This is a genomic window from Bacillus sp. SD088, from assembly GCF_017355205.1.
In the GTDB taxonomy this organism is placed as follows: Bacteria; Bacillota; Bacilli; order Bacillales; family Bacillaceae_C; genus Lederbergia.
This window is the reverse complement of the sequence record NZ_JADIJK010000028.1, coordinates 1-21,287: the sequence shown is the minus strand read 5'-3', so window position 1 is coordinate 21,287 and position 21,287 is coordinate 1. Positions and strand designations below refer to the sequence as shown.

Sequence of the window (21,287 nt, the reverse complement as noted above, 5' to 3'; positions counted from 1 at the left end):
AGGGAAAAGAATGAGACAGGAGTCGATGTTGCCTTGAAACCTATTCTTCTATTTTTATTAGGGATGTTTTCCGTTGCTGAAGCGTTCATATTATGGATCATATTGTTATTAGGTTTTGACCTCCCCTATTGGACCGCTTCTTTAAGCTCTATCCTCGTTGGTGGTCTCACCTTTTTCGGTGTGAAGTTCTTTGTCGATCATAAATTTTTGAAGAAAAATAAATTGACCAGAAAAGAATATGCCTACATCCAAAAAAGCATGCAAGATGCAAAGTCAAAAATGGCTAGGCTCCAAAAGGCTTTTTTATCCGTACGCTCAATGGGTGCTTTTAAACAATTATACGAACTAAATAAGTTAACAAAGCGCATGTATCACATCGTTCATAAAGATCCACGGCGTTTTTATCAATCCGAGCGGTTCTTTTTCTATCATTTAGATTCGATTGTCGAGCTTTCTGAGCGATACGCATTGTTAGCCTCACAGCCAGTTAAAAATGAACAAATGTATATCTCACTTAAAGAAACACAAAGTACGCTTGAAGACTTAAGTGAATCCGTTAAAAAAGATATTTATCATGTGCTATCACGAGACGTGGAAGATCTGAATTTTGAATTAGACGTTGCAAAACATTCTCTAAAAAAACTTGAATATAATCCTATGGACAACGATGAAAGGAGTACCAAACAATGAGTGAACAAAATAAAGAAACTGAATTACAATTTGACAGTATAGATGATCTTTTAGCCAATCCTTTTGGAGAAGAAGAATTAATCAAACCAGAACAGAGTCCACAACCTCAAGAAGCAAAACCCGTTAGACTCGTAGATAGTCTCCCAGAGGAAAATAAAAAACGGGCTCTAGAGCTTGCGAGTCAAATTGATCCAACCAATCATCAAGCTGTGATTGCCTATGGCACCAATGCCCAATCACAATTACTAAATTTCTCAAGTTCGATGCTTGAACATGTGCAAAATAAGGACATTGGACCAATAGGAGATATTTTGAGTGAACTAATGGGAAAACTAAAGGATGTCAATCCAGATGAACTTACACCCGAAAAGAAAAACTTCTTTTCAAAAATGTTTGGAAAAATGTCAAATTCAATTCAAGAAGTAATGTCGAAATATCAGAAGACAGGTGCACAGATTGATCGAATTACAGTAAAGCTTAATCAGTCCAAAGAAGTTTTACTTACAGACGTAAAAACGTTAGAACAATTATACGAAAAAAATAAGGATTACTTTCGCGCTTTAAATATTTATATCGCGGCAGGAGAATTGAAAATTGAGGAACTTCGAACCAAAACCATTCCAGAGTTGAAGAAAAAAGCAGAAACAACGGATGATCAAATGATGTATCAAGAAGTGAACGATATGGTACAATTTGCTGATCGACTTGAGAAACGATTGTATGATTTAAAACTAAGCAGACAGATTACGATTCAAAGCGCTCCACAAATTCGCATGATCCAAAATACGAATCAAGCCTTGGCGGAAAAAATTCAGACATCCATTATGACGGCGATCCCTCTTTGGAAAAATCAAATCGCAATTGCCCTGACACTCATTCGCCAGCGCCAGGCAGTAGAAGCACAAAAACAGGTTTCACAAACAACGAATGACCTGCTCCTTAAAAATTCGGAAATGTTGAAATCAAACACGATTGAAACCGCTCGTGAAAATGAGCGAGGCCTAGTAGATATCGAAACATTGAAAAAGACGCAATCTAACTTAATTTCTACTTTAGAAGAAACCATTAAAATTCAGCAGGAAGGACGAACAAAACGTGCCCAGGCTGAACAAGAACTTGTAACAATGGAAAATGATTTAAAAGAAAAGCTTTTGAAATTAACATAAGCCAGATCCTTATATGTAAATACTTGAGGGCAAGCCATTTTACACTCATAATCGAAACCGGACGTCGTGAATGATGTCCGGTTTTATTTTACCCCGAATTTTAGAGAATACGGTGAGACGTAGACGTGAGATAAACTGCCCTAATCTAGTCCATCGCCTAGCGACTAGCAAAGCAGCGGTTTCTGCTTGCATAAATCAACATCGTTTTACCCTTGGGCTCATCGCATTTCCTTTATCTCAGGCTACAGGATATAGGTCAGAGCAGCAGGATGTACTAGTGCAGATAAAGCGACAGGCCCCCGCAAATTTAGCCTTTGATCTACTCAAATCAATGGGTATGCACCCATTGATTGAAGTATCATTTTATTTGGCAACTCATGCGTCCATTTAAAATTTCGCTCGGACTGCTAAGTCGAAAGATTTGTTTTTCTGGTAAATAGTCTATCTTCATTTCATCATCGAAAAAAACCAATTTCGTTTTTTCTATGTACACATCCATTGCATCGGTCGCAACCCTCACATAATCTTCTTCATTTACTTGTTGTTGATTGATTAATTCTAAAGTTGGGATACCACTAACTGCACAGCCACATCCCTCTGTTTCATATTTTAAAGTGACGATCAAATGATTTACCTTCATTTTTTGCTTTATTTGTTTTTCCGCTTCTGGTGTAATAAATAACTTCATGCAACCTCTCACCTTTCATTTTATCTTGGTGCAACCACTTGTAAGCCCTCACTGATTGAAGCTCCACTTAATTTTAACATGAATTCGATTTATGGCTCCCTTTTTGCACTTCTCTACGAAAATGAAGAGGAATAAACGAACAGCTGGATACAATTTAATCTGAAATTGGTTTTGCTATTTTTTATAAAAAGCCTTTTTTCCTACCTTTTCTACTACTCTTGGCATTAGAATATGAAGGGTAGCAGCAACATTCATCCACCAGGGCAAATTAATCTCTCTTTTTGATGTAAGCATCGCCCTAACAATTTGCTTCGCCACATCGTCTGGCTCCAAGACAAATCTTCCTAATTGATCCAGATACTCCCCGTTCGGGTCTGTCTGTTCAAAGAAATTTGTACGAATCGGACCCGGATTCACTGCCGTTACAAAAATCCTATCAGCTGACAATTCCATCCGTAAGCTATCCGTATAACCAAGCACCGCATGCTTTGTAGCTGCATAGGCGCTTGATTTGGGAGTGGCCAGCTTCCCCGCTTGGGAGGCAATATTGATAATATGGGCAAACTTACTGGATCGCAGCAAAGGGATTGCTTCTTTTGTACAAGCAATCAATCCTAAAACATTCACAGCAAACATTTTTTCGACTTCTTCTATATTTGCCCTTTCAGCCTTGGCAAAAATCCCATAGCCTGCATTATTAATGAATACATCAATCTTTCCAACCTGCTCGCGAATATGGGAGAACACATGCTGGATGTCATCCCTGCTCGTTACATCTAATTTAATTGCCGTACAATTTACTTTATAAGTTTCTTGAAGGTGGTCAGCTAGTTCTGCTAGTAACTCTTCTCGACGTGCAAGTAAAAAAAGATCTGCTCCATGTTGAGCACACTGCTCCGCAAGTGCTCTTCCTAGCCCTCCCGAAGCCCCTGTGATGACAATTATTTTTCCTTGAATTCGCTTATTTTTCTTCATGAATATATCTCCACTACCCATCCTTATTTATAATCATGATCTACTCAATAGTATAGATGAAATCTTACTAATCGAATAGGCTTAAATTTTCTCAACTTCTTTCCCTTGACAAGCGCAATGATGATTTGCATAATCAAAGATAACTTCAAGTCGAAAAAGATCTTTCATCCTAACTTGGATGGAAGTTTTTTATTTTCTAAAGAAAAGAGTGAATACAATGAAAATAACCTTTATTGGGGCAGGTTCCATGGCTGAAGCAATTTTAAAAGGAATAATAGATAAGAATGTTTGCTCTTCCCAAGATCTTTGGGTCACAAATCGCCATTCGATAGCTAGATTAGAAAGTTTACGGAATCAATATGGTGTGCAAACGACTTATGATCTGCAAAAACTATTGCAAGACTCGGATATAGTGATTCTTGCTGTTAAGCCAAAGAATGCTGAAGAAGTTTTACAACAACTGAATCCCTATCTTCCAAAACAATCTTTCATCGTTTCGGTGATGGCGGGAATATCCATTGATACTATTTCTACTTATCTTAAAAACGATTATGCCATCGCACGCGCTATGCCTAATACATCAGCTAGTGTTGGAAAGTCTGCTACAGCCATTGCCTTTCATTCATCTGCTTCTCAGGCGCAGCAACAATTAACCCAAACGGTTTTTTCGGCGATTGGTCGCACTTTTATCGTGGAGGAAAATCAACTTGATGCGATTACGGCCCTCTCGGGAAGCGGTCCAGCTTATTTTTATTATATTGTCGAAGCAATGGAAAAAGCGGCTAAACAAATGGGAATTGAAAAAGAGATGGCACAACAGCTCATTCTTCAAACGATGATAGGTGCCGTTCACATGTTGGAGGAGACAAGCCAAGAAGCAGCCGAATTAAGAGAACGTGTCACTAGTCCAGGAGGAACAACGGAAGCTGGACTTAACACCCTACAAAAACATAAGGTCGCACAATCCATTACTGCTTGTATTTTAACTGCTGAAAAGCAATCTAAGAAATTAGCTGCTTTATTTGACAAGCCAAACTAATTATTTTTCTGATCGTTCATGAGCTTACCGCTACCTCTTCTATTCAACCATTGATATAATGGTACACAGTCATATTTTAAAGAAGTAAAGGAAGTGGACTGCATTGTCAATCAAGCTATTCGAGCCCTATCAGATAAAAAACGTAAGATTAAAAAATAGAATTGTCATGTCCCCTATGTGTATGTATTCCTGCGAACAGGAAGATGGAATGGTGAATGCTTGGCATGAAACCCATTATACGAGTCGAGCTGTTGGGCAGGTAGGCTTAGTCATGGTAGAAGCTACAGCTGTTACTCCTGAAGGAAGAATTAGCCCTCAAGATTTGGGAATTTGGGGCGATAACCATATTACAGGTTTTAAAAATTTAACATCACGGATGAAGCAACAGGGAGCGGCTTCTGGTATTCAACTTGCTCACGCTGGAAGAAAGGCTATTTTGGAAGAAGATATTCTAGCTCCAAGTGCACTTCCATTCGATGAACATACAAAAACACCAAAAGAAATGACGAAAGCGGAAATAAAGAACACCGTTCAAGCTTTCGCTGATGCAGCAAGACGAGCAAAAAAAGCCGAGTTTGATGTGATTGAGCTTCATGCAGCACATGGATATTTAATCAATGAATTCCTATCCCCGCTTACGAATCATCGCACAGATGATTATGGTGGTACACAAGAAAATCGCTATCGATTTTTACGTGAAACGATTAATGCCGTTCAACAAGTTTGGGATGGGCCTCTGTTTGTGCGGATATCTGCAAGTGAATATCAGAAAGAGGGACTTCAAGCAGAGGATTATATCCAAATTGGACAATGGATCAAAGAGCAAGGTATAGACTTAATTGATGTAAGCTCAGGTGGAGTTGTTCCTGCTTCGCCCCGTGCCTTCCCTGGTTATCAAGTGCCTTTTTCTGAAAAAATCCGTCATGCTGCTAATATTCCAACTGGTGCTGTTGGCTTAATCACAAGCGGAATTCAAGCAGAAGAGATTTTACAAAACAACCGAGCAGATCTAGTTTTTATTGGACGGGCCTTATTACGAAACCCTTATTGGGCGAAGGAAGCAGCAAATGAATTAAACTATGCACTGCCATCTCCTAAGCAATATCAGAGAGGCTGGGGTTAATAAGAAAAGCGCAAGCGCCCGTTTAGCGACGTACAAACTTTTTAGGGGCCTGACGAGATAAAGGAAACACAGTGAGCCTGATAAGGCGAGCTGATGTTGACTTATCGTAGGAAGGCACCGAAAGTTTGCTAGTCGCTGAGCGCTGGAGTTAGACGACGAAACTCGAAATTACAACTTATCCACAGGCTGCAATTTTATAAATTCCTAAGCCGCAAAAACGATTGCCCATCAGGATTTATGCGGGGCAATCGTCATATGCGAAAAGTCGTTGGATAACTGCGTATTTTGAAAAATAGATCTTGCTTCTTTGACAAGCTGCTCCCAATCCGCCGTTAAATATCGAGAGCTAATATGATTTAGGATCAATTCTTGCACACCTGCTTGTTTGGCTATTTTAGCTGCTTGTGTGGTGGTAGAATGAAAATATTCTGCAGCCATCTCTTCATTACCAGCTGCAAAAGTGGCTTCGTGGACAAGCACGTCTGCATTTTCAGCTAACTGAAGGGCATTTTCACATGGACGAGTATCACCAAGGATCGTGATAATCCGTCCTCTGATATCAGGACCTAAATAATCTAATCCGGAAACAGTTTCACCATTATCTAGTTGAACGGTTTCACCCATTTTTAACTGTTTGTAAATTGGACCAGGGGGAATTCCCTTTGCCTTAAGTCGTGCTGAATCAAGGGTTCCAGGTAGGTCACGCTCTGTAATTCTAAAACCAAAACTGGGGATGCCATGATCCAAAAAGGCTGTTTCGACAAGAAATTGATCATCCTCAAATATATGTCCTTCTTCTATTTCGACAATAGTTAGAGGATAACGCAGCCGAGTTTGGCTGACACTAAGAGAGATCTCAATGAAGTCACGAATTCCCTTTGGACCGTAGATGGTCAATTCAGTCGTTCCACCTTGAAAGGATCGACTCCCTATTAGCCCAGGCAAACCATATATATGATCTCCATGCAAATGCGAGATAAAAATCTTTTCAATCTTTCCCGGTTTTAAAGACGTATGTAAAATTTGATGTTGGGTTGCTTCCCCGCAATCAAAAAGCCAGACCGCATTTCTCTCTTGAAGCAACATGAATGCGAGCGATGAGACATTGCGTTGTTTAGCGGGAATCCCAGCTCCTGTACCTAAAAATAAAAGTTCCATGCCAAATGCCAAACCCCCAATAATCGTTTTCATATATTTTACATTATGAGCTTGGGAAATGGAAATTTGCAAATTTTCGATCCAATAGTCGAGTTTTTCCAATAAAATTGATAAAATAAATATATAGGTATTACTTATAAAAAGTGAGGTTGACGAAATGATCCAATCAGAAACACCTGCATCTTTGTTTACCATATTCGGAGCAACAGGCGATTTAGCTAAGCGAAAACTTTATCCTTCTCTTTATCACCTTTTTACAAAAGGACAACTAGCCGAACATTTTGCTGTAATCGGGGTCGGGAGACGACCTTGGAGCAATGATATATTACAAGCTCATGTAAAAGATTCTGTGCTTTCTTCTATTCCTGAAGCCAAAAATGTCGAAGAATTTATATCTCGTTTCTATTATCAATCCCATGATGTATCCGATTCTTCATCATACATAAAACTGAACGAGTTAGCGAACGAATTAGACGAAAAGTATTCCTTACAAGGGAATCGAATCTTCTATCTAGCCATGGCGCCTGAATTTTTTGGAACGATTGCCGAACATCTAAAACAAGATGGTTTAACAGAGACAGCTGGCTTCCAAAGACTTGTCATTGAAAAGCCTTTTGGGCATAATTTGGAATCAGCCAAAGAATTAAATACGCGTATTCGCAATGTGTTTGATGAAAATGATATTTATCGTATCGATCATTATCTTGGCAAAGAGATGGTGCAAAATATTGAAGTTATTCGTTTTGCAAATGCCATTTTTGAACCGCTCTGGAATAATCGCTTTATTTCTAATATCCAGGTGACTTCAAGTGAAGTCTTAGGAGTTGAGGAACGCGGTGGCTATTATGAAAATAGTGGTGCCCTAAGAGATATGGTTCAAAACCATATGTTACAGATGGTGGCCTTACTAGCCATGGAACCCCCTATTCGCTTGACACCTCGAGAAATTCGTAGTGAAAAAGTAAAGGTTCTAAGAGCGTTAAAACCAATGGAAGACGAAGAGGTTGAAAACTATTTTGTTCGCGGTCAATATGGACCAAGCAACACCCCAGAACAACCCGTTCTTGGTTATCGTGAAGAAACAAATGTACAACCTGATTCAAATACAGCCACATTTGTGGCAGGAAAACTAATGATTGATAATTTCCGCTGGGCAGGTGTTCCTTTTTACATTCGAACAGGCAAACGGATGTCAACAAAATCAACCAAAATTATTATTCAATTTAAAGATGTGCCAATGAATTTATACTATAATTCTGATGACAAATTGGCTCCTAATCTGCTTGTCATTCATATCCAGCCTGAAGAAGGAATCACATTGCATTTGAATGCTAAGAATACAGGACATTCTATGGAGACAAAGCCAGTTAAATTGGACTTTTCAACCAATGATATCGCTGGTTATAACACTCCTGAAGCATATGAAAAATTGCTTCATGATTGCTTACGTGGTGATGCGACTAACTTTACACATTGGGATGAAGTTGCTCTTTCTTGGAATTTCGTTGATAAAATTAGTCGTGTATGGGAAGAAAACAAGGCACAATTTCCAAATTATCCTGCCGGTTCAATGGGTCCCGTGGAATCTGATCAATTATTGGAGAAGGATGGGTTCCAGTGGTGGTCTGTTACTCACGATAAAAACTGATTGTCAACTCAACTGTTGGAAGGGCTGTGAACTCACGCCCTTCCAGTTAACAGTCCATCATCTTAATGAATATAGTATCGCGGAGGTGTTTGCCGTGGAGAAATCAAATATAGACGATTATCTTGAAAAAGGTATGTATGGAGAAAAACAAATAAAGCCTGAAGAACGCAAAAAATACCTTGGAACATTGCGAGAAAGAATTGTTGTAGTCTTAACAAAAGGTCAAGTTATGGAACAAGGTACTTATCCACAAGTCGTCCAATTGATGAAAGAAAATCCGAAAGCAACTCTTTTACTGAACGGGGAGCTCGATTATAGTTATTTATCCGACTACATCGTCATAGCAAGAAACAACCAAATTGCCTTTTCGATTATTAATAACCACACATCTGTTACAAATATCGGCTTAGTGCTAACGTATAATCATGCGATTGACAAAGAAGAAATCTTTGTTTCTAAAAAAAAGGAGCAGCTAACGCCGCCCACGAAGAAAAAAAAGGGGATTTTTTCTGGATTAAAAGGATTTTTAAGAAAATAAGATAATAAAGATTTACTTAAAGTCCTTCCCTTTCTTAAAGATCGTATCACCATATTTATCACGAAGTTGGCTGACTACTTGATGAAGCGGCTCTAGCTTCGCCGCTTTTTCAAATGTAAAAAGATTAAGCTGTTCATAGGCTTGATCTTCGTCTATAAGGTCCATCCCTGTAATCCCTAGAAGGCGTACCGGGTCACCATTCCAATGTTCAATAAATAAATGTTTAGCCTCTAAAAATATCTCTTCTGACTGAATCAAAGAATTTCTTAATTTTCTGCTTCTCGTAATTGTTTTTCGATCTTTATACCGAATGGTAATTCCCACATTCATAGTTAAATATCCTTTTTTCTTCAGTCTAACTGAAACACTCTTGGCTAATTTTTCAAGCACAGAAAGCAGCTCGGCTTGGTTCGCTAAATCTTGTGGCAAGGTCAAAGAATTGCCCACACTTTTATTTTCCGCTGCAGCTTCCGGATCCACAGGACGAATGTCCTCACCATTTGCCCTCTCCTTTAATTTTATCCCTCGAATGCCCAATGCAGCACGAAGCTGCATCTCATGGGCATTAGCCAAATCGCCGATCGTTTGAATTTGTTTTGATGCCAATTTTATCGCTGTTTTTTCGCCAACACCATGCATTTCCACTACAGGCAAAGGCCACAAAATTTGTGGAACCTCTCTCTTACGTAAAATCGTGATCCCTAGCGGTTTCTTCATATCAGAAGCCATTTTTGCTAAAAACTTATTAGGAGCAATACCAATACTACAGGGCAAGTCCAATTGATTTAGTAACAGTTGTTGGATTTGATTGGCAATTTCCAATGGGCTTCCAAGTTCTTGACATGCCGAAATGTCTATATATCCCTCGTCGATTGAAACAGGTTCCACTATATCAGAGAACGTACGTAACAATTCAAACATGGCTTGAGAAGCCTGACGATAACGCTCAAAGTTAGGCTTTTTCACAAGTAATCCTGAGCAAAGTTTTTTCGCTTCCCAAAGAGGCATCGGCGTCTTGATTCCAAATTTTCGCGCTTCATAACTGCATGTCACAACGATTCCCTTTCGTTGCTTTTCATCTCCAGCAATGGCTAAAGGTTTCCCCTTCAATGTTGGATCATAAGCCATTTCAACAGAGGCAAAGAAGCTGTTCATATCCACATGTAAAATAACTCGACCTTTTTTAGGATAGAATTGTTGCACCTTCAATCATCCTCAGAAAAAAATAAGGTAAATATTAAGCCTCTTGCTTTAGCATAGACATATAATTCTTTATTTCCTTTACACCCTCTAATACATTTAGTAATTCTTCCGGATCAATCATCGTGATCAATCGATCTTGTAAATTAGCAATAGCGGAAAAATACTTGGTTTTATCATAAGCGACAAGTCCTACTTGTTGCAGTGTTTCAGAAGGAATTTCCAGAATCTCTTTTGCCTCATGAACAACTAAACCATACGAAAATTCCTTCGTATGAATGACAAGTAAACGTGTCTCTATATCCACCTGGGTTGCGCTTTCATATAAAATAGCAGCTAGATCTAATACGGGAATTAGTTCACCTCTCGATAGTACAACGCCCCTTACATAAGAAGGGAGATGGGGAATTGGATTAATTTCCTCCATGTTTTCAATTGAAATGATATACTGCACAGGAATAGCATATTCTTCCTTTCCTGCATTAAAAACAACGGATTTCTCTGACATTTTCCATACATTCCTTTCAAAAGAGGTAGAGGCTGAGACATAAATTTAAGCTTGGGGGACAAACAAGGCAATTACCTTACGAAGGAAGTATACTTAGACTCCTTCGAGAAGTGAGAGAGTCCACTGAAAAAGTCCTGATAATGGAATGCGATCGCTGGACGTGCAGTTAGTTTCCTCCGGTCTACAGGATGTAGGTCACAAAGGCGTTGCGACGTACAGGATGTGACTAGGGCAGACGAAGCGACAGGACGGCGTGTTATTAGCCTTTGGTCTATAGAACGCTCCTGCAGCTCACCTGTCACGTTAATCCGTTGTCTTCCGCTTCAACGATAACTGCTCATAATCAGTGGCCTTAAGTGAGAGTTCGGCAAGCCCTCCCTGAGGAGGCTTTCCACTCGCCCGCGAAAAGCAAAGTATACTTCCGGAACAAGGGTATATGTACCTCAGTATTTTGGTAAAAATACCTTGTCCCAATCTCTACCTGTATGTTATTGATTAGAAACTTCTTCAATAATAGCGACAGTCATTTCTGCTAATTTACTAAGTTCTTCAACTGGCATCTTTTCATTTGTTGTATGAATTTCTTCATATCCAACAGCTAAGTTCACTGTGGGGATATTGAAGCCTGCGAAAACATTCGCATCACTACCTCCACCACTTTTTAATAAGTTAGGTTCACGTCCAATTTTTTTGGCTGCTTTTTTCGCGATTTCGACAACAAGATCACCATCGGAATATTTAAATCCCGGATACATAATGTCAATAACAGTATCGGCAGATCCACCCATTTCTTTAGCTGTTTCTTCAAATGCCTTTTTCATCGCGTCTACTTGTGCTTCCATTTTTTCACCTACGAGAGAACGCGCTTCTGCCAATACAAATACCTCATCTGCCACAATATTGGTGGCCTTTCCACCTTCAAAACGTCCAATGTTCGCAGTGGTTTCTTCATCAATTCGACCAAGAGGCATTTTAGAAACCGCTTTGGCTGCAATTGTAATCGCTGAAACGCCTTTTTCTGGTGCTACGCCAGCATGCGCTGTTTTACCATATATATGAGTAGTAATCTTTGCTTGTGTTGGAGCAGCTACAATGATATTTCCTACTTTTTCATCACTATCAAGCGCAAAGCCGTATTTTGCGTGTAATAATGTTGGATCCAATGCTTTTGCTCCGACTAAACCTGATTCTTCTCCTACTGTAATGACGAATTGAATATCACCATGCTCGATATTTTCTTCTTGAATAACGCGTATTGCCTCTAACAAGGCAGAAATTCCCGCTTTGTCATCCGCGCCTAAGATCGTTGTTCCATCTGTTACGATGTATCCATCCTTAATTGTTGGTTTAATTCCATTTCCCGGAACGACTGTATCCATATGACAGGTGAAATAAATCGGATCGACCCCTTGTTTATTCCCCTTTAATGTACAAAATAAATTTCCAGCACCATGCCCTGTTTTTTCCTTTGTATCATCTTCATAGACTTCAAGACCAAGGGAGGAAAATTTTTCCTTTAATACTTTGGCAATATTTGCTTCCTGAGTTGTTTCAGAATCAATTTGCACTAACTCTAAAAATTCATTAACAATACGTTCTTGATTAACCATATACATAAAACCTCCCAAAATTATCATTCCTAATAGTATTTATCTTATAATTTTAACACGATTTAACTAGAAAACAACGATTTGAACACTGCGCTTAATTATTTAAAATCTTTATTTTCTATGCCAAATGAAAGAATAAGCTTGTATCCTTGGCTTTTTCCATCTAAAATAAAGATAAAGAAATAATGATGGGGTGCTTCAAAATGTCCAATAAAAAAATACAAAAAGTCGTCATTTATCTTATGATCTTTTCCATGCTTGCTACTGCGGTTATAGCAGGTCTTTCTTACTTATAGGAAAATGAAAGGTGAGGACGTAGTCTCTCACCTTTTATAATACTCCTTGTGATTGAGCAAGTTGTTCAAAGGTTAAGGAAGAATCGGTAATGAATACTTTTGTATTAATTGGAACTTGGTCATATAAAAGTTCCAAAGGTTCTTTATCCAAGCGAACACATCCATCTGAGATATACTGCCCAATTGAATTTGGCTGATTCGTACCATGCAAACCATAGGTACGCCCATCTGTCTCCTTCGCATCAAAGCCAATCCATCTTGAGCCAAGTGGGTTATTCGCAGCCCCTCCAGGAATATTTAATTTTCGATAGTAGGGCTCCTTGGCTTTTACTGTAACTGTGAAGATTCCTTCTGGTGTCCAATCCTTCATTTTCCCTGTCGCAACTTTTGTCTTTATTTTTATTCTACCTTGATCAAACCAGGCAAGTTCATTGGTTTGTTTATTGACAATAATGAGCGAATCTCCTGGCAACAATACGGTATCCATTGGCCAAAATGGTGTAGAAATAAAAAGAAACATCAACATCCATAATTTCACTGTGAACACCCTTTTTATCTATAGTTTGCGCTAGAGCCTTCTTCTCCATGCATCCATAAATATGTGACTAATCGCAACTCTATAGACAATAGTAGCCAGTATATGATAGACGTCAAAAAAACCCTAACCTAAGTTAGGGATCTTTATCAAACTTCTTCACAGTATTCATCAAAATATTGTTGAAGTTTATTGACTACTGACATAGGATCATGTCCCTCAATCTCATGGCGCTCAACCATTGTACAAATTTCCCCATCTTTTAACAGAGCAAAGGATGGAGAAGATGGAGGATAATCGGTAAAAAAGCTTCGCGCCTTTGCTGTGGCTTCTTTATCTTGGCCAGCAAAGACTGTCACAAGGCGGTCTGGTCGCTTATCATAATGGACAGCGTGGGCAGCTGCAGGACGAGCAATTCCACCAGCACATCCACAAACTGAATTGACCATTACAAGAGTTGTTCCTTCTTGCGTTAATTTCTCTTCCACTTCCTCAGGGGTTGTAAGCTGTGTATAACCTGCTCTATCCATATCTTCACGTGCCTGAGTCACAACATCATTCATATAAAGATTAAAATCCATACTCACTTCATTTTCACTCCTTCGCACAAACATTCTTCTATCTTATCATAGCAGTTTCTTGGCCTCTTAGGCAAATAATCAGTATTAAATAAAGAGAAACTTCAATCAGTGGGCTTATTGTTTGTTATTACTGGATAAACAGTAGAAAAGCCTGCCTTTTTAATAAAAAAGGTTTAACAAACCAAAAAATGGGTATTCTAATAATACATCTAGATCCATACCCCTAAACTCCCTAGATGTTTTGGACAGCCAATTTGCTGTCCTTTTTTATAGCTTTGGAAATTATAAAATTGTAGCCTGTGGATAACTTGTTTACCTTGCAGTTGGTGTCTAGCTCCAGCTCCCAGCGACTAGCAAACTTTCAGCTTCTGCTTGCGTAAGTCAACATCGGCTCATGCTTCGCCGTACTGTCTAGCTACAGACGGCAGGAGCGAGAGACTCGCAGGATGCGAGTCTCTCGGTGTTTCGACAGGACGTCGAGCCTATAACCGATGTTCCGCAAAATAACCCTGAATTGTAGAAGGGGAAATTCACCCTTCTTCGTTTCAGGAACATTTGCTTGTCGCTCCTAATCAGCCGTCTTTCGCATTTCATGTATCCTTTTTCCCAGGGCTACAGGATGTAGGTCAGAACAGCGTTGCGACGTACAGAAGGTACTAGTGCAGACGAAGCGACAGGACGTCGCGTTTGAGTCTGCCGCCAGGACGGCGCGTTTTTAGCTGTTCATCCTTACTATGAAAGTTTGTACGTCGCTAAACGGGCGCTTGCGCTTTTCTTGTTTTAAGATGATGTTCAAAAAAAGAGGAGCTTCAAAAGGTTATCTCAACTTTTTGAAAGCTCCTTTTTTAATTCTTAATAAACTGATGTATTTTCCTTTGGTATATTTTCAAGAATTTCTTTAATCCGTTGCATAAAATGGCCAGAGATAAGCCCGTCCAATATTCTATGGTCTAATGAAAGACAAAGATTTACCATATCACGAATGGCAATCCCTTCATTTAGAACTACAGGGCGCTTAATAATCGATTCCACTTGTAATATAGCTGCTTGCGGATAGTTAATGATCCCGATCGACTGAACAGATCCAAATGAACCCGTATTATTAATCGTAAAGGTTCCACCTTCCATATCCTCATTGGTTAACTTGCCTTCTCTAGCTTTTTTGGCAAGATCAGCAATGTCTCTAGCAATGCCTTTAATCGATTTTTCATCAGCATGTTTAATCACAGGCACAAATAATTCATCTCCTGATGCAACAGCAATGGAAATATTAATATCCTTTTTCTGAATAATTTTATCTCCTGCCCACATCGAGTTCATCATAGGGTATTCTTTCAAAGCTTGTGCAACAGCTTTAATAAAGAAAGCAAAATAAGTTAAATTAAAGCCTTCCTTTTGTTTAAACGCCTCTTTCAAGGAATCGCGATATTGAACAAGCTTTGTGACATCCACTTCAATCATCATCCAAGCATGAGGAATTTCTTTCTTACTACGAACCATTTTGTTGGCAATCGCTTTGCGAACATTTGAAACGGGAATTTCGATATCTCCCATCCCTGTTTGGATCTGTGGCTTTGGTGATGCTGGTTGTTGTTTTTGTGACTCCTGAGTGGTTATTGACTGAGCCTCAGGCTCTTGTATGCGATTTTCTTCTTTAACAGCAGTAGAAGCCACACCAGTTTCAATGAATCCCAACACATCTTTTCTCGTAATTCGACCACCTTGACCTGTCCCGGCTACTTGTGACAAATCAATTTGATGTTCCTGAGAAAGCTTAAGGACAGCTGGTGAAAATCTGAGTTTTTGTGATTTTTCACTTTGTACCTGCATATCCATCGGTTCCCCCCGCTTCGCACTCGCTTTAGCGGTGATCTTTGGCTGATTTTGTGCGTAATCTTCGTTCTCAATCTCAATCGTACAGATATTCTTTCCTACTTCTAAGGTATTTCCCTCTTCTACGAGTAATTCTACGATAACCCCCTCAAAAGAAGAGGGAATTTCAGCATTTACTTTATCCGTCATAACTTCTGCAATCGGGTCATATTTTTCTACATGATCGCCTGGCTGTACAAGCCAGCGGATAATTGTTCCTTCAGTGACACTCTCTCCGAGCTTGGGCATGGTGATGTTTTCCGTTGCCAAGATGTTACCCTCCTTACCTGCATTAAAATTCAGCTAGCTCACGCATTGATTTTTCAACTTTATCAGGATTAATCAAGAAGTTTTTTTCCAACGATGGAGCGAAAGATGTTGCGGGAACATCTGGCCCAGCCAATCTCATAATAGGTGCGTCTAGTTCAAACAGGCAGTGTTCAGCAATAATCGCTGCTACTTCACTTATAACGCTACCTTCTTTATTATCTTCCGTGATAAGTAATACTTTACCTGTCTTAACTGCTGCATCGATAATAGCTTGTTGATCAAGCGGATAAACTGTTCTTAAGTCAAGAATATGAACCTCTATTCCCTCGGCAGCTAAACGTTCAGCAGCTTGTAGAGCAAAATGGACACATAATCCATAGGTAATAACCGTTATATCATCGCCTTCTCTTTTCACATCAGCTTTTCCAATTGGCAATACATAGTCCTCTGCTGGTACCTCACCTTTAATCATACGATAAGCTCTTTTATGTTCTAAAAATAGCACAGGATCTTCGTCACGAATAGCTGCTTTTAATAATCCTTTTATATCATATGGAGTAGAAGGCATGACAACCTTCAAACCTGGCTGATTGGCAAAAATCGCTTCGATTGATTGAGAATGGTATAAGCCACCACCAACGCCTGCCCCATAAGGTGCCCGAATCACAATGGGACAATTCCAATCATTATTAGAACGATAGCGAATCCTAGCTGCTTCTGAAATAATTTGATTAACTGCTGGCATAATAAAGTCAGCAAATTGCATCTCTGCGATAGGTTTATATCCATACATTGCCGCGCCAATACCAACTCCAGCAATGGCAGATTCAGCTAGTGGAGTATCTATAACCCTATTTTCTCCAAATTGGTCATATAAACCTTGAGTTGCCTTAAAAACCCCGCCTTTTTTCCCGACATCCTCTCCAAGGATAAAGACGGTTTCGTCTTGCTCCATCTCTTCCTTCATAGCCAGAGTGACAGCTTCAATATAAGATAGGACTGCCATGATTTTATTCCCCCTGTTTTTCCGCTGCATAAACGAAATTTTCCATCGTATCCGGGTCCGGATATGGTGCATTCTCTGCGTATTCCGTTGCCTCGTTTACTTGTTTCATCACTCGATCATTTATTTCCTTTTCTTTATCTTTATTTAAAATGCCAGCTTCTGTTAAATATCGGTTGAATAACACGATTGGGTCATTCTCTTGCATTTGCGATAATTCTTCCTCTGAACGATAATAACGATGATCATCATCTGATGAATGAGGAGTAGTCCGCTGTGTCATCGTTTCAATTAGTGTTGGTCCTTCCCCACGCTTTGCCCGTTCAGCAGCCATTTTCACGGCCTCATAGACGGCAAGAGGATCCTGTCCATCTACTGTAAATCCTGGCATGCCGTACCCTTGTGCACGATCGGCAACATGCTTACATGCTATTTGCTTTTCAAGGGGAACGGAAATAGCATATTGGTTATTTTCACACATGAAGATGACCGGTAATTTATGAACACCTGCGAAATTAGCTCCTTCATGGAAATCGCCTTGGTTAGATGAACCTTCCCCAAAAGTGACAAAAGTGACAATATCCTCTCCCTTCATACGGGCAGCAAGAGCAATCCCAACAGCATGAGGAACTTGTGTTGTAACCGGCGAAGACCCAGTGACAATTCTATTTTTCTTATCACCAAAATGGCCTGGCATTTGTCTTCCACCTGAGTTTGGGTCTTCTGCTTTAGCAAAGCTTGAGAGCATGATATCCTTCGCTGTCATCCCGAATGAAAGGACGACCCCAAGATCTCGATAATAAGGTAATGTATAATCCTTCTCCCTGTCAAGTGCAAAAGCTGCTCCTACCTGTGCAGCTTCTTGTCCTTGACAAGAAACAACAAAGGGGATCTTTCCAGCACGATTAAGTAACCAAGTTCGCTCATCTAATCGCCTTGCCATCAGCATCGTTTCATATATTTCCAAGACTTCTTCATTACTAAGTCCGAGCTCAGTATGACGGTTTTTTGCCATGTGAAATCCCTCCCTAATTTTTGCATCTATACGGCATTATATATGGATTGCTGCTCGGTCCACAGCCAATGCTGCTTCACCTATTGTTTCGCTTAATGATGGATGTGGGTGGATCATCGTTCCCACTTCCCAAGGAGTTGCATCTAAAACATGAGCTAAGCCTGCTTCGGAAATTAAATCTGTTACATTTGGACCAATCATATGAACTCCCAATAGGTCATTGTTTTTTTGATCAGCTATTAGCTTAACAAAGCCAGTTGTATCACCAAAAACAAGCGCCTTTCCATTCGCTAAGAAGGGAAATTTCCCTGTTTTAACTTGAAAGCCAGCATCTAAAGCCTCACTTTCTGTCATACCAATACTAGCAACCTCCGGATGACTATATACACATCTCGGTACATTTTGATACTGAATAGGATCTGGGTTCAGTCCGGCGATATGTTCTACAGCTAAAATTCCTTCATGTGACGCAACATGAGCAAGTTGTAATCCACCAACAACATCCCCAATTGCGTACATATGTGATTCTTGGGTTTGCATATTATGATTGACTTGAATAAAGTTATTTTCAAGGCGAATATCTGTATTTTGTAAGCCAATTTGTGCGATATTAGCTTCTCTTCCCACAGAAACAAGGATTTTCTCTGCAGAAAAGCTCTTTATTTCGTCCTGCTTTTCTACTTGTATTGTCGCTTCATCCTGATCGATCTCAATAGTTTCAGCCAATACTTTTGCATTTGGGATGATCTGGACTCCCTTTTTCGTTAGAGCTTTTGTCAGTTCTTGAGAGATATCTTGATCTTCGTTCGGTAAAATGCGGTCTGCATATTCCAATACCGCTACTTCCACCCCAAAATCTGAAAGCATGGAAGCCCATTCTATCCCAATTGCTCCTCCACCTATAATTAAAATCGATTTTGGCAGTTGATCTAGTTCTAAAGCATGTTCTGATGACAACACAATCTCACCGTCTATTTCTAAGCCTGGTAAAGTGCGTGGACTCGATCCTGTCGCAATGATTAAGTTTTTCGGGATTAATAGTTCATTATCGTCTTCTAATTCAACAGACACTGTTCCAGGGAGTGGTGAGAAAATGGAAGGGCCTAAAATGGTACCTACTCCCTTATAGACGTCAATATTTCCTTTTTGAATCAGTTGCTGAACGCCTTGATATAATTGGTTGACAATTTTCTGCTTCCGTTCTTGTACTTTTTCAATTTGCAACTGAACATTATCCGTAACAACGCCAAATTCAGTACTTCGTTTTGCTAGAGAAAAAACCTCTGCACTTCGGAGCATAGCCTTACTTGGTATACATCCTTTATGTAAGCATGTACCACCGAGTTTATCATGTTCAACGATCGCTGTCTTTAAACCAAGCTGAGAGGCACGAATCGCAGCGACATATCCACCTGTTCCGCCTCCCAAAATAACTAAATCATATTCTGTAGCCATTAATATCCCTCCCTATCATTTTCTATGGACCGTTAGCTTAAAGTCTATTCGTCAAAATATGTTTATCATTGAGAAGGAATTGACCGCGAGATTTTCTCATTTGCTCGATTCTTTCTTCAGCCATACGATCAGCAGCTAGATATGTTGGGATATGGTCTCGCTTCGAAATTTCAATAACCTTTGCGACATTTTGATAAATGGTTTCAACTTTTTTCAATGCCCTGTCATGATTATAACCGGATAATTCATCTGCCACATTGATTACTCCCCCAGCGTTAATGACATAATCTGGAGCATAGACAATTCCCAGTTCATGAATAAGCTCGCCATGCTGAGGATCTTGTAATTGATTATTGGCCGACCCAGCAATTACTTTTGCCTTTAATTGGGGGATCGTTCGATCATTAATAATGGCTCCTAAGGCACACGGTGAAAAAATATCTGCCTCTACACCATAAATCTCTTCTGGATCTACAGCTTTCGCATTAAAAGCTTCAACCGCGCGATGAGCAGCCTCCCTATTGATGTCTGTTACAATCAAAGAGGCACCTTCCTTATGTAAATATCGACATAATTCAAACGACACATTCCCCACACCTTGAACGGCTACAACTTTCCCTTCAAGAGAATCAGATCCATAAGCTTCTTTAGCAGCAGCTTTCATCCCCACATAACAGCCATAAGCTGTCACAGGAGATGGGTTTCCTGATGACCCAGCAGCTTGGGAAATCCCAGTTACAAAGTTGGTTTCTTCATGGATCAAATCCATATCTTCCACGGTTGTGCCGACATCCTCAGCAGTAATATAGCGACCGTTTAATCCTTGAATATATCGACCAAAAGCTCTAAACATCGCTTCATTTTTGTCCTTTTTTGGGTCGCCGATAATAACCGTTTTTCCACCACCTAAATTAAGACCGGCTGCCGCATTTTTATATGTCATTCCTTTTGCCAATCGCAAAGCGTCTTCAATCGCCGCTTCTTCTGTTTCATACGTCCACATTCTTGTCCCGCCTAAAGCAGGGCCAAGCGTTGTATCGTGTAACGCAATGATCGCCTTTAAACCTGATGCTTCATCTTGACAAAATAAAAGTTGTTCATAATCATATTTCACCATATAATCAAAGATTTTCAATTTGAGCGCCTCCAGAAATATCTCTTTAAGACGTGTTCAAAAAGGAGGATAAATTCGATATTCGACCCAGGATGTATCAGCACCTAGTCGAATATGCTTTATCTTACAGTGTTATTTTCACCGGACTTTTTGAACGTCCTCTTTAAGACCTAATCTTGATACCTAATCATAATTCCTATTCTATTATTGTAACGAAAAGCCCGTTGCTTGACAAATCTTTAAGGTGTACTATGATTTTTTTATATAGAAATTGACAAAGTTGCCACATGTTTGCTTGAAATGAAGCGACTCACTAAAAGGCGGCTAAATAGAAGGAGTATATATATGGGTAGAATCGTGGCACTAGTTTTATTAGTCATTCCCGTTATTTTAGCAGGATATGGGATCAAATTAATGCGAGATATGCTATTTGGTATTCTGCAACCCCCTTTTCCATTTCTCTGGTTACAATTTTTAAGTGGGGTCATACTTTTGGTGATCGGTTTAGGGTTTATTTCAGGGTTTGTCCTACATCGTGATAAAAAAAAGAATAAAGTGCAAGATCGTTTCAATAAAAATGAAGGAAAATAATATAGAGATCATTGGCTTTTATGAAACCTGACACTGTTCAAACGAGAACAAAAGCGCAAGCGCCTGGATCAGCCCCGACAAGCAAATGTTCCTGAAGAGCTTTTTCCCTTCCTAGGTTCAAGGTTATTTGACCTCGAGGGGCTAGGCGCTGGAGCTAGATGACAAAACTCAAAATTACAACTTATCCACAAGCCAAGAATTTTATAGTTTCC

At 39.6% G+C, this 21,287-nt stretch carries 21 protein-coding genes; 8 read left to right on the top strand and 13 right to left on the bottom strand.

The window, feature by feature from the left end:
* Positions 1-33: 33 nt before the first annotated feature.
* Entirely contained in the window at positions 34-690 is a 657-nt protein-coding gene (locus IPU53_RS20215) for a 5-bromo-4-chloroindolyl phosphate hydrolysis family protein (protein WP_242698458.1), read from the top strand.
* Complete coding sequence (locus tag IPU53_RS20210) at positions 687-1,856, top strand: toxic anion resistance protein (RefSeq protein ID WP_207452807.1); 1,170 nt, start codon at positions 687-689, stop codon at positions 1,854-1,856. Before IPU53_RS20215 ends, IPU53_RS20210 begins: the two co-directional genes overlap by 4 nt.
* Positions 1,857-2,214: 358 nt before the next feature.
* Here the strand turns inward: IPU53_RS20210 and IPU53_RS20205 are convergent, their stop codons facing one another.
* On the bottom strand, positions 2,215-2,544 hold the full coding sequence (locus IPU53_RS20205) for an iron-sulfur cluster biosynthesis family protein (RefSeq protein WP_207452806.1): 330 nt from the start codon (positions 2,542-2,544) through the stop codon (positions 2,215-2,217).
* Positions 2,545-2,718: 174 nt separating this feature from the next.
* Positions 2,719-3,519, bottom strand: coding sequence for an SDR family NAD(P)-dependent oxidoreductase (locus IPU53_RS20200; protein WP_207452805.1), 801 nt, complete (start codon positions 3,517-3,519; stop codon positions 2,719-2,721).
* A 217-nt stretch (positions 3,520-3,736) separates the two neighbouring features.
* Between IPU53_RS20200 and proC the strand changes: the two genes are divergently transcribed.
* Positions 3,737-4,558, top strand: a complete 822-nt coding sequence (gene proC / locus IPU53_RS20195; RefSeq protein ID WP_207452804.1) for a pyrroline-5-carboxylate reductase — start codon at positions 3,737-3,739, stop codon at positions 4,556-4,558.
* Between the two features lie 103 nt (positions 4,559-4,661).
* Positions 4,662-5,681: an NADPH dehydrogenase NamA gene (namA, locus tag IPU53_RS20190; protein WP_207452803.1), complete on the top strand. Its 1,020-nt coding sequence runs from the start codon at positions 4,662-4,664 to the stop codon at positions 5,679-5,681.
* Between the two features lie 228 nt (positions 5,682-5,909).
* On the opposite strand, the gene rnz is transcribed toward namA, so the two are convergent.
* Positions 5,910-6,839: a ribonuclease Z gene (gene rnz, locus IPU53_RS20185; RefSeq protein WP_207452855.1), complete on the bottom strand. Its 930-nt coding sequence runs from the start codon at positions 6,837-6,839 to the stop codon at positions 5,910-5,912.
* 157 nt (positions 6,840-6,996) lie between these two features.
* Between rnz and zwf the strand changes: the two genes are divergently transcribed.
* Together zwf and IPU53_RS20175 are read left to right on the top strand one after the other, a co-directional pair.
* Positions 6,997-8,487 carry a glucose-6-phosphate dehydrogenase gene (gene zwf / locus IPU53_RS20180; RefSeq protein ID WP_207452802.1) on the top strand — a complete coding sequence of 497 codons (1,491 nt, stop codon included), beginning with the start codon at positions 6,997-6,999 and terminating at the stop codon, positions 8,485-8,487.
* A 94-nt stretch (positions 8,488-8,581) separates the two neighbouring features.
* Positions 8,582-9,025 carry a YueI family protein gene (locus IPU53_RS20175; protein WP_313886540.1) on the top strand — a complete coding sequence of 148 codons (444 nt, stop codon included), beginning with the start codon at positions 8,582-8,584 and terminating at the stop codon, positions 9,023-9,025.
* A 12-nt stretch (positions 9,026-9,037) separates the two neighbouring features.
* On the opposite strand, the gene IPU53_RS20170 is transcribed toward IPU53_RS20175, so the two are convergent.
* The 3 genes from IPU53_RS20170 to IPU53_RS20160 form a co-directional block, all read right to left on the bottom strand.
* Entirely contained in the window at positions 9,038-10,228 is a 1,191-nt protein-coding gene (locus tag IPU53_RS20170; protein WP_207452800.1) for a DNA polymerase IV, read from the bottom strand.
* Between the two features lie 34 nt (positions 10,229-10,262).
* Complete coding sequence (locus IPU53_RS20165; RefSeq protein ID WP_207452799.1) at positions 10,263-10,733, bottom strand: chemotaxis protein CheW; 471 nt, start codon at positions 10,731-10,733, stop codon at positions 10,263-10,265.
* 488 nt (positions 10,734-11,221) lie between these two features.
* Positions 11,222-12,343, bottom strand: a complete 1,122-nt coding sequence (locus IPU53_RS20160) for a M20/M25/M40 family metallo-hydrolase (protein WP_207452798.1) — start codon at positions 12,341-12,343, stop codon at positions 11,222-11,224.
* 203 nt (positions 12,344-12,546) lie between these two features.
* Here IPU53_RS20160 and prli42 point away from each other — a divergent pair, with 203 nt between their 5' ends.
* The gene (prli42, locus tag IPU53_RS20155; protein WP_207452797.1) at positions 12,547-12,639 is read left to right on the top strand and encodes a stressosome-associated protein Prli42; all 93 of its coding nucleotides are present in this window, start codon (positions 12,547-12,549) and stop codon (positions 12,637-12,639) included.
* 34 nt (positions 12,640-12,673) lie between these two features.
* Here prli42 and IPU53_RS20150 read toward each other — a convergent pair whose 3' ends face one another.
* From IPU53_RS20150 to IPU53_RS20120, 7 genes are all read right to left on the bottom strand, one after another.
* Entirely contained in the window at positions 12,674-13,177 is a 504-nt protein-coding gene (locus IPU53_RS20150; protein ID WP_396019966.1) for a L,D-transpeptidase, read from the bottom strand.
* 146 nt (positions 13,178-13,323) lie between these two features.
* On the bottom strand, positions 13,324-13,761 hold the full coding sequence (locus tag IPU53_RS20145; RefSeq protein WP_207452796.1) for a BrxA/BrxB family bacilliredoxin: 438 nt from the start codon (positions 13,759-13,761) through the stop codon (positions 13,324-13,326).
* An 846-nt stretch (positions 13,762-14,607) separates the two neighbouring features.
* Complete coding sequence (locus IPU53_RS20140; protein ID WP_207452795.1) at positions 14,608-15,897, bottom strand: dihydrolipoamide acetyltransferase family protein; 1,290 nt, start codon at positions 15,895-15,897, stop codon at positions 14,608-14,610.
* Positions 15,898-15,919: 22 nt separating this feature from the next.
* Positions 15,920-16,903, bottom strand: coding sequence for an alpha-ketoacid dehydrogenase subunit beta (locus tag IPU53_RS20135; RefSeq protein WP_207452794.1), 984 nt, complete (start codon positions 16,901-16,903; stop codon positions 15,920-15,922).
* A 4-nt stretch (positions 16,904-16,907) separates the two neighbouring features.
* Positions 16,908-17,915 carry a thiamine pyrophosphate-dependent dehydrogenase E1 component subunit alpha gene (locus tag IPU53_RS20130; RefSeq protein WP_207452793.1) on the bottom strand — a complete coding sequence of 336 codons (1,008 nt, stop codon included), beginning with the start codon at positions 17,913-17,915 and terminating at the stop codon, positions 16,908-16,910.
* Between the two features lie 36 nt (positions 17,916-17,951).
* Entirely contained in the window at positions 17,952-19,370 is a 1,419-nt protein-coding gene (gene lpdA, locus IPU53_RS20125; protein WP_207452792.1) for a dihydrolipoyl dehydrogenase, read from the bottom strand.
* Positions 19,371-19,407: 37 nt separating this feature from the next.
* Positions 19,408-20,505, bottom strand: a complete 1,098-nt coding sequence (locus tag IPU53_RS20120) for a Leu/Phe/Val dehydrogenase (protein WP_207452791.1) — start codon at positions 20,503-20,505, stop codon at positions 19,408-19,410.
* 324 nt (positions 20,506-20,829) lie between these two features.
* Here IPU53_RS20120 and IPU53_RS20115 point away from each other — a divergent pair, with 324 nt between their 5' ends.
* The gene (locus IPU53_RS20115) at positions 20,830-21,075 is read left to right on the top strand and encodes a DUF2627 domain-containing protein (protein ID WP_207452790.1); all 246 of its coding nucleotides are present in this window, start codon (positions 20,830-20,832) and stop codon (positions 21,073-21,075) included.
* The last annotated feature ends 212 nt before the right edge of the window (positions 21,076-21,287 follow it).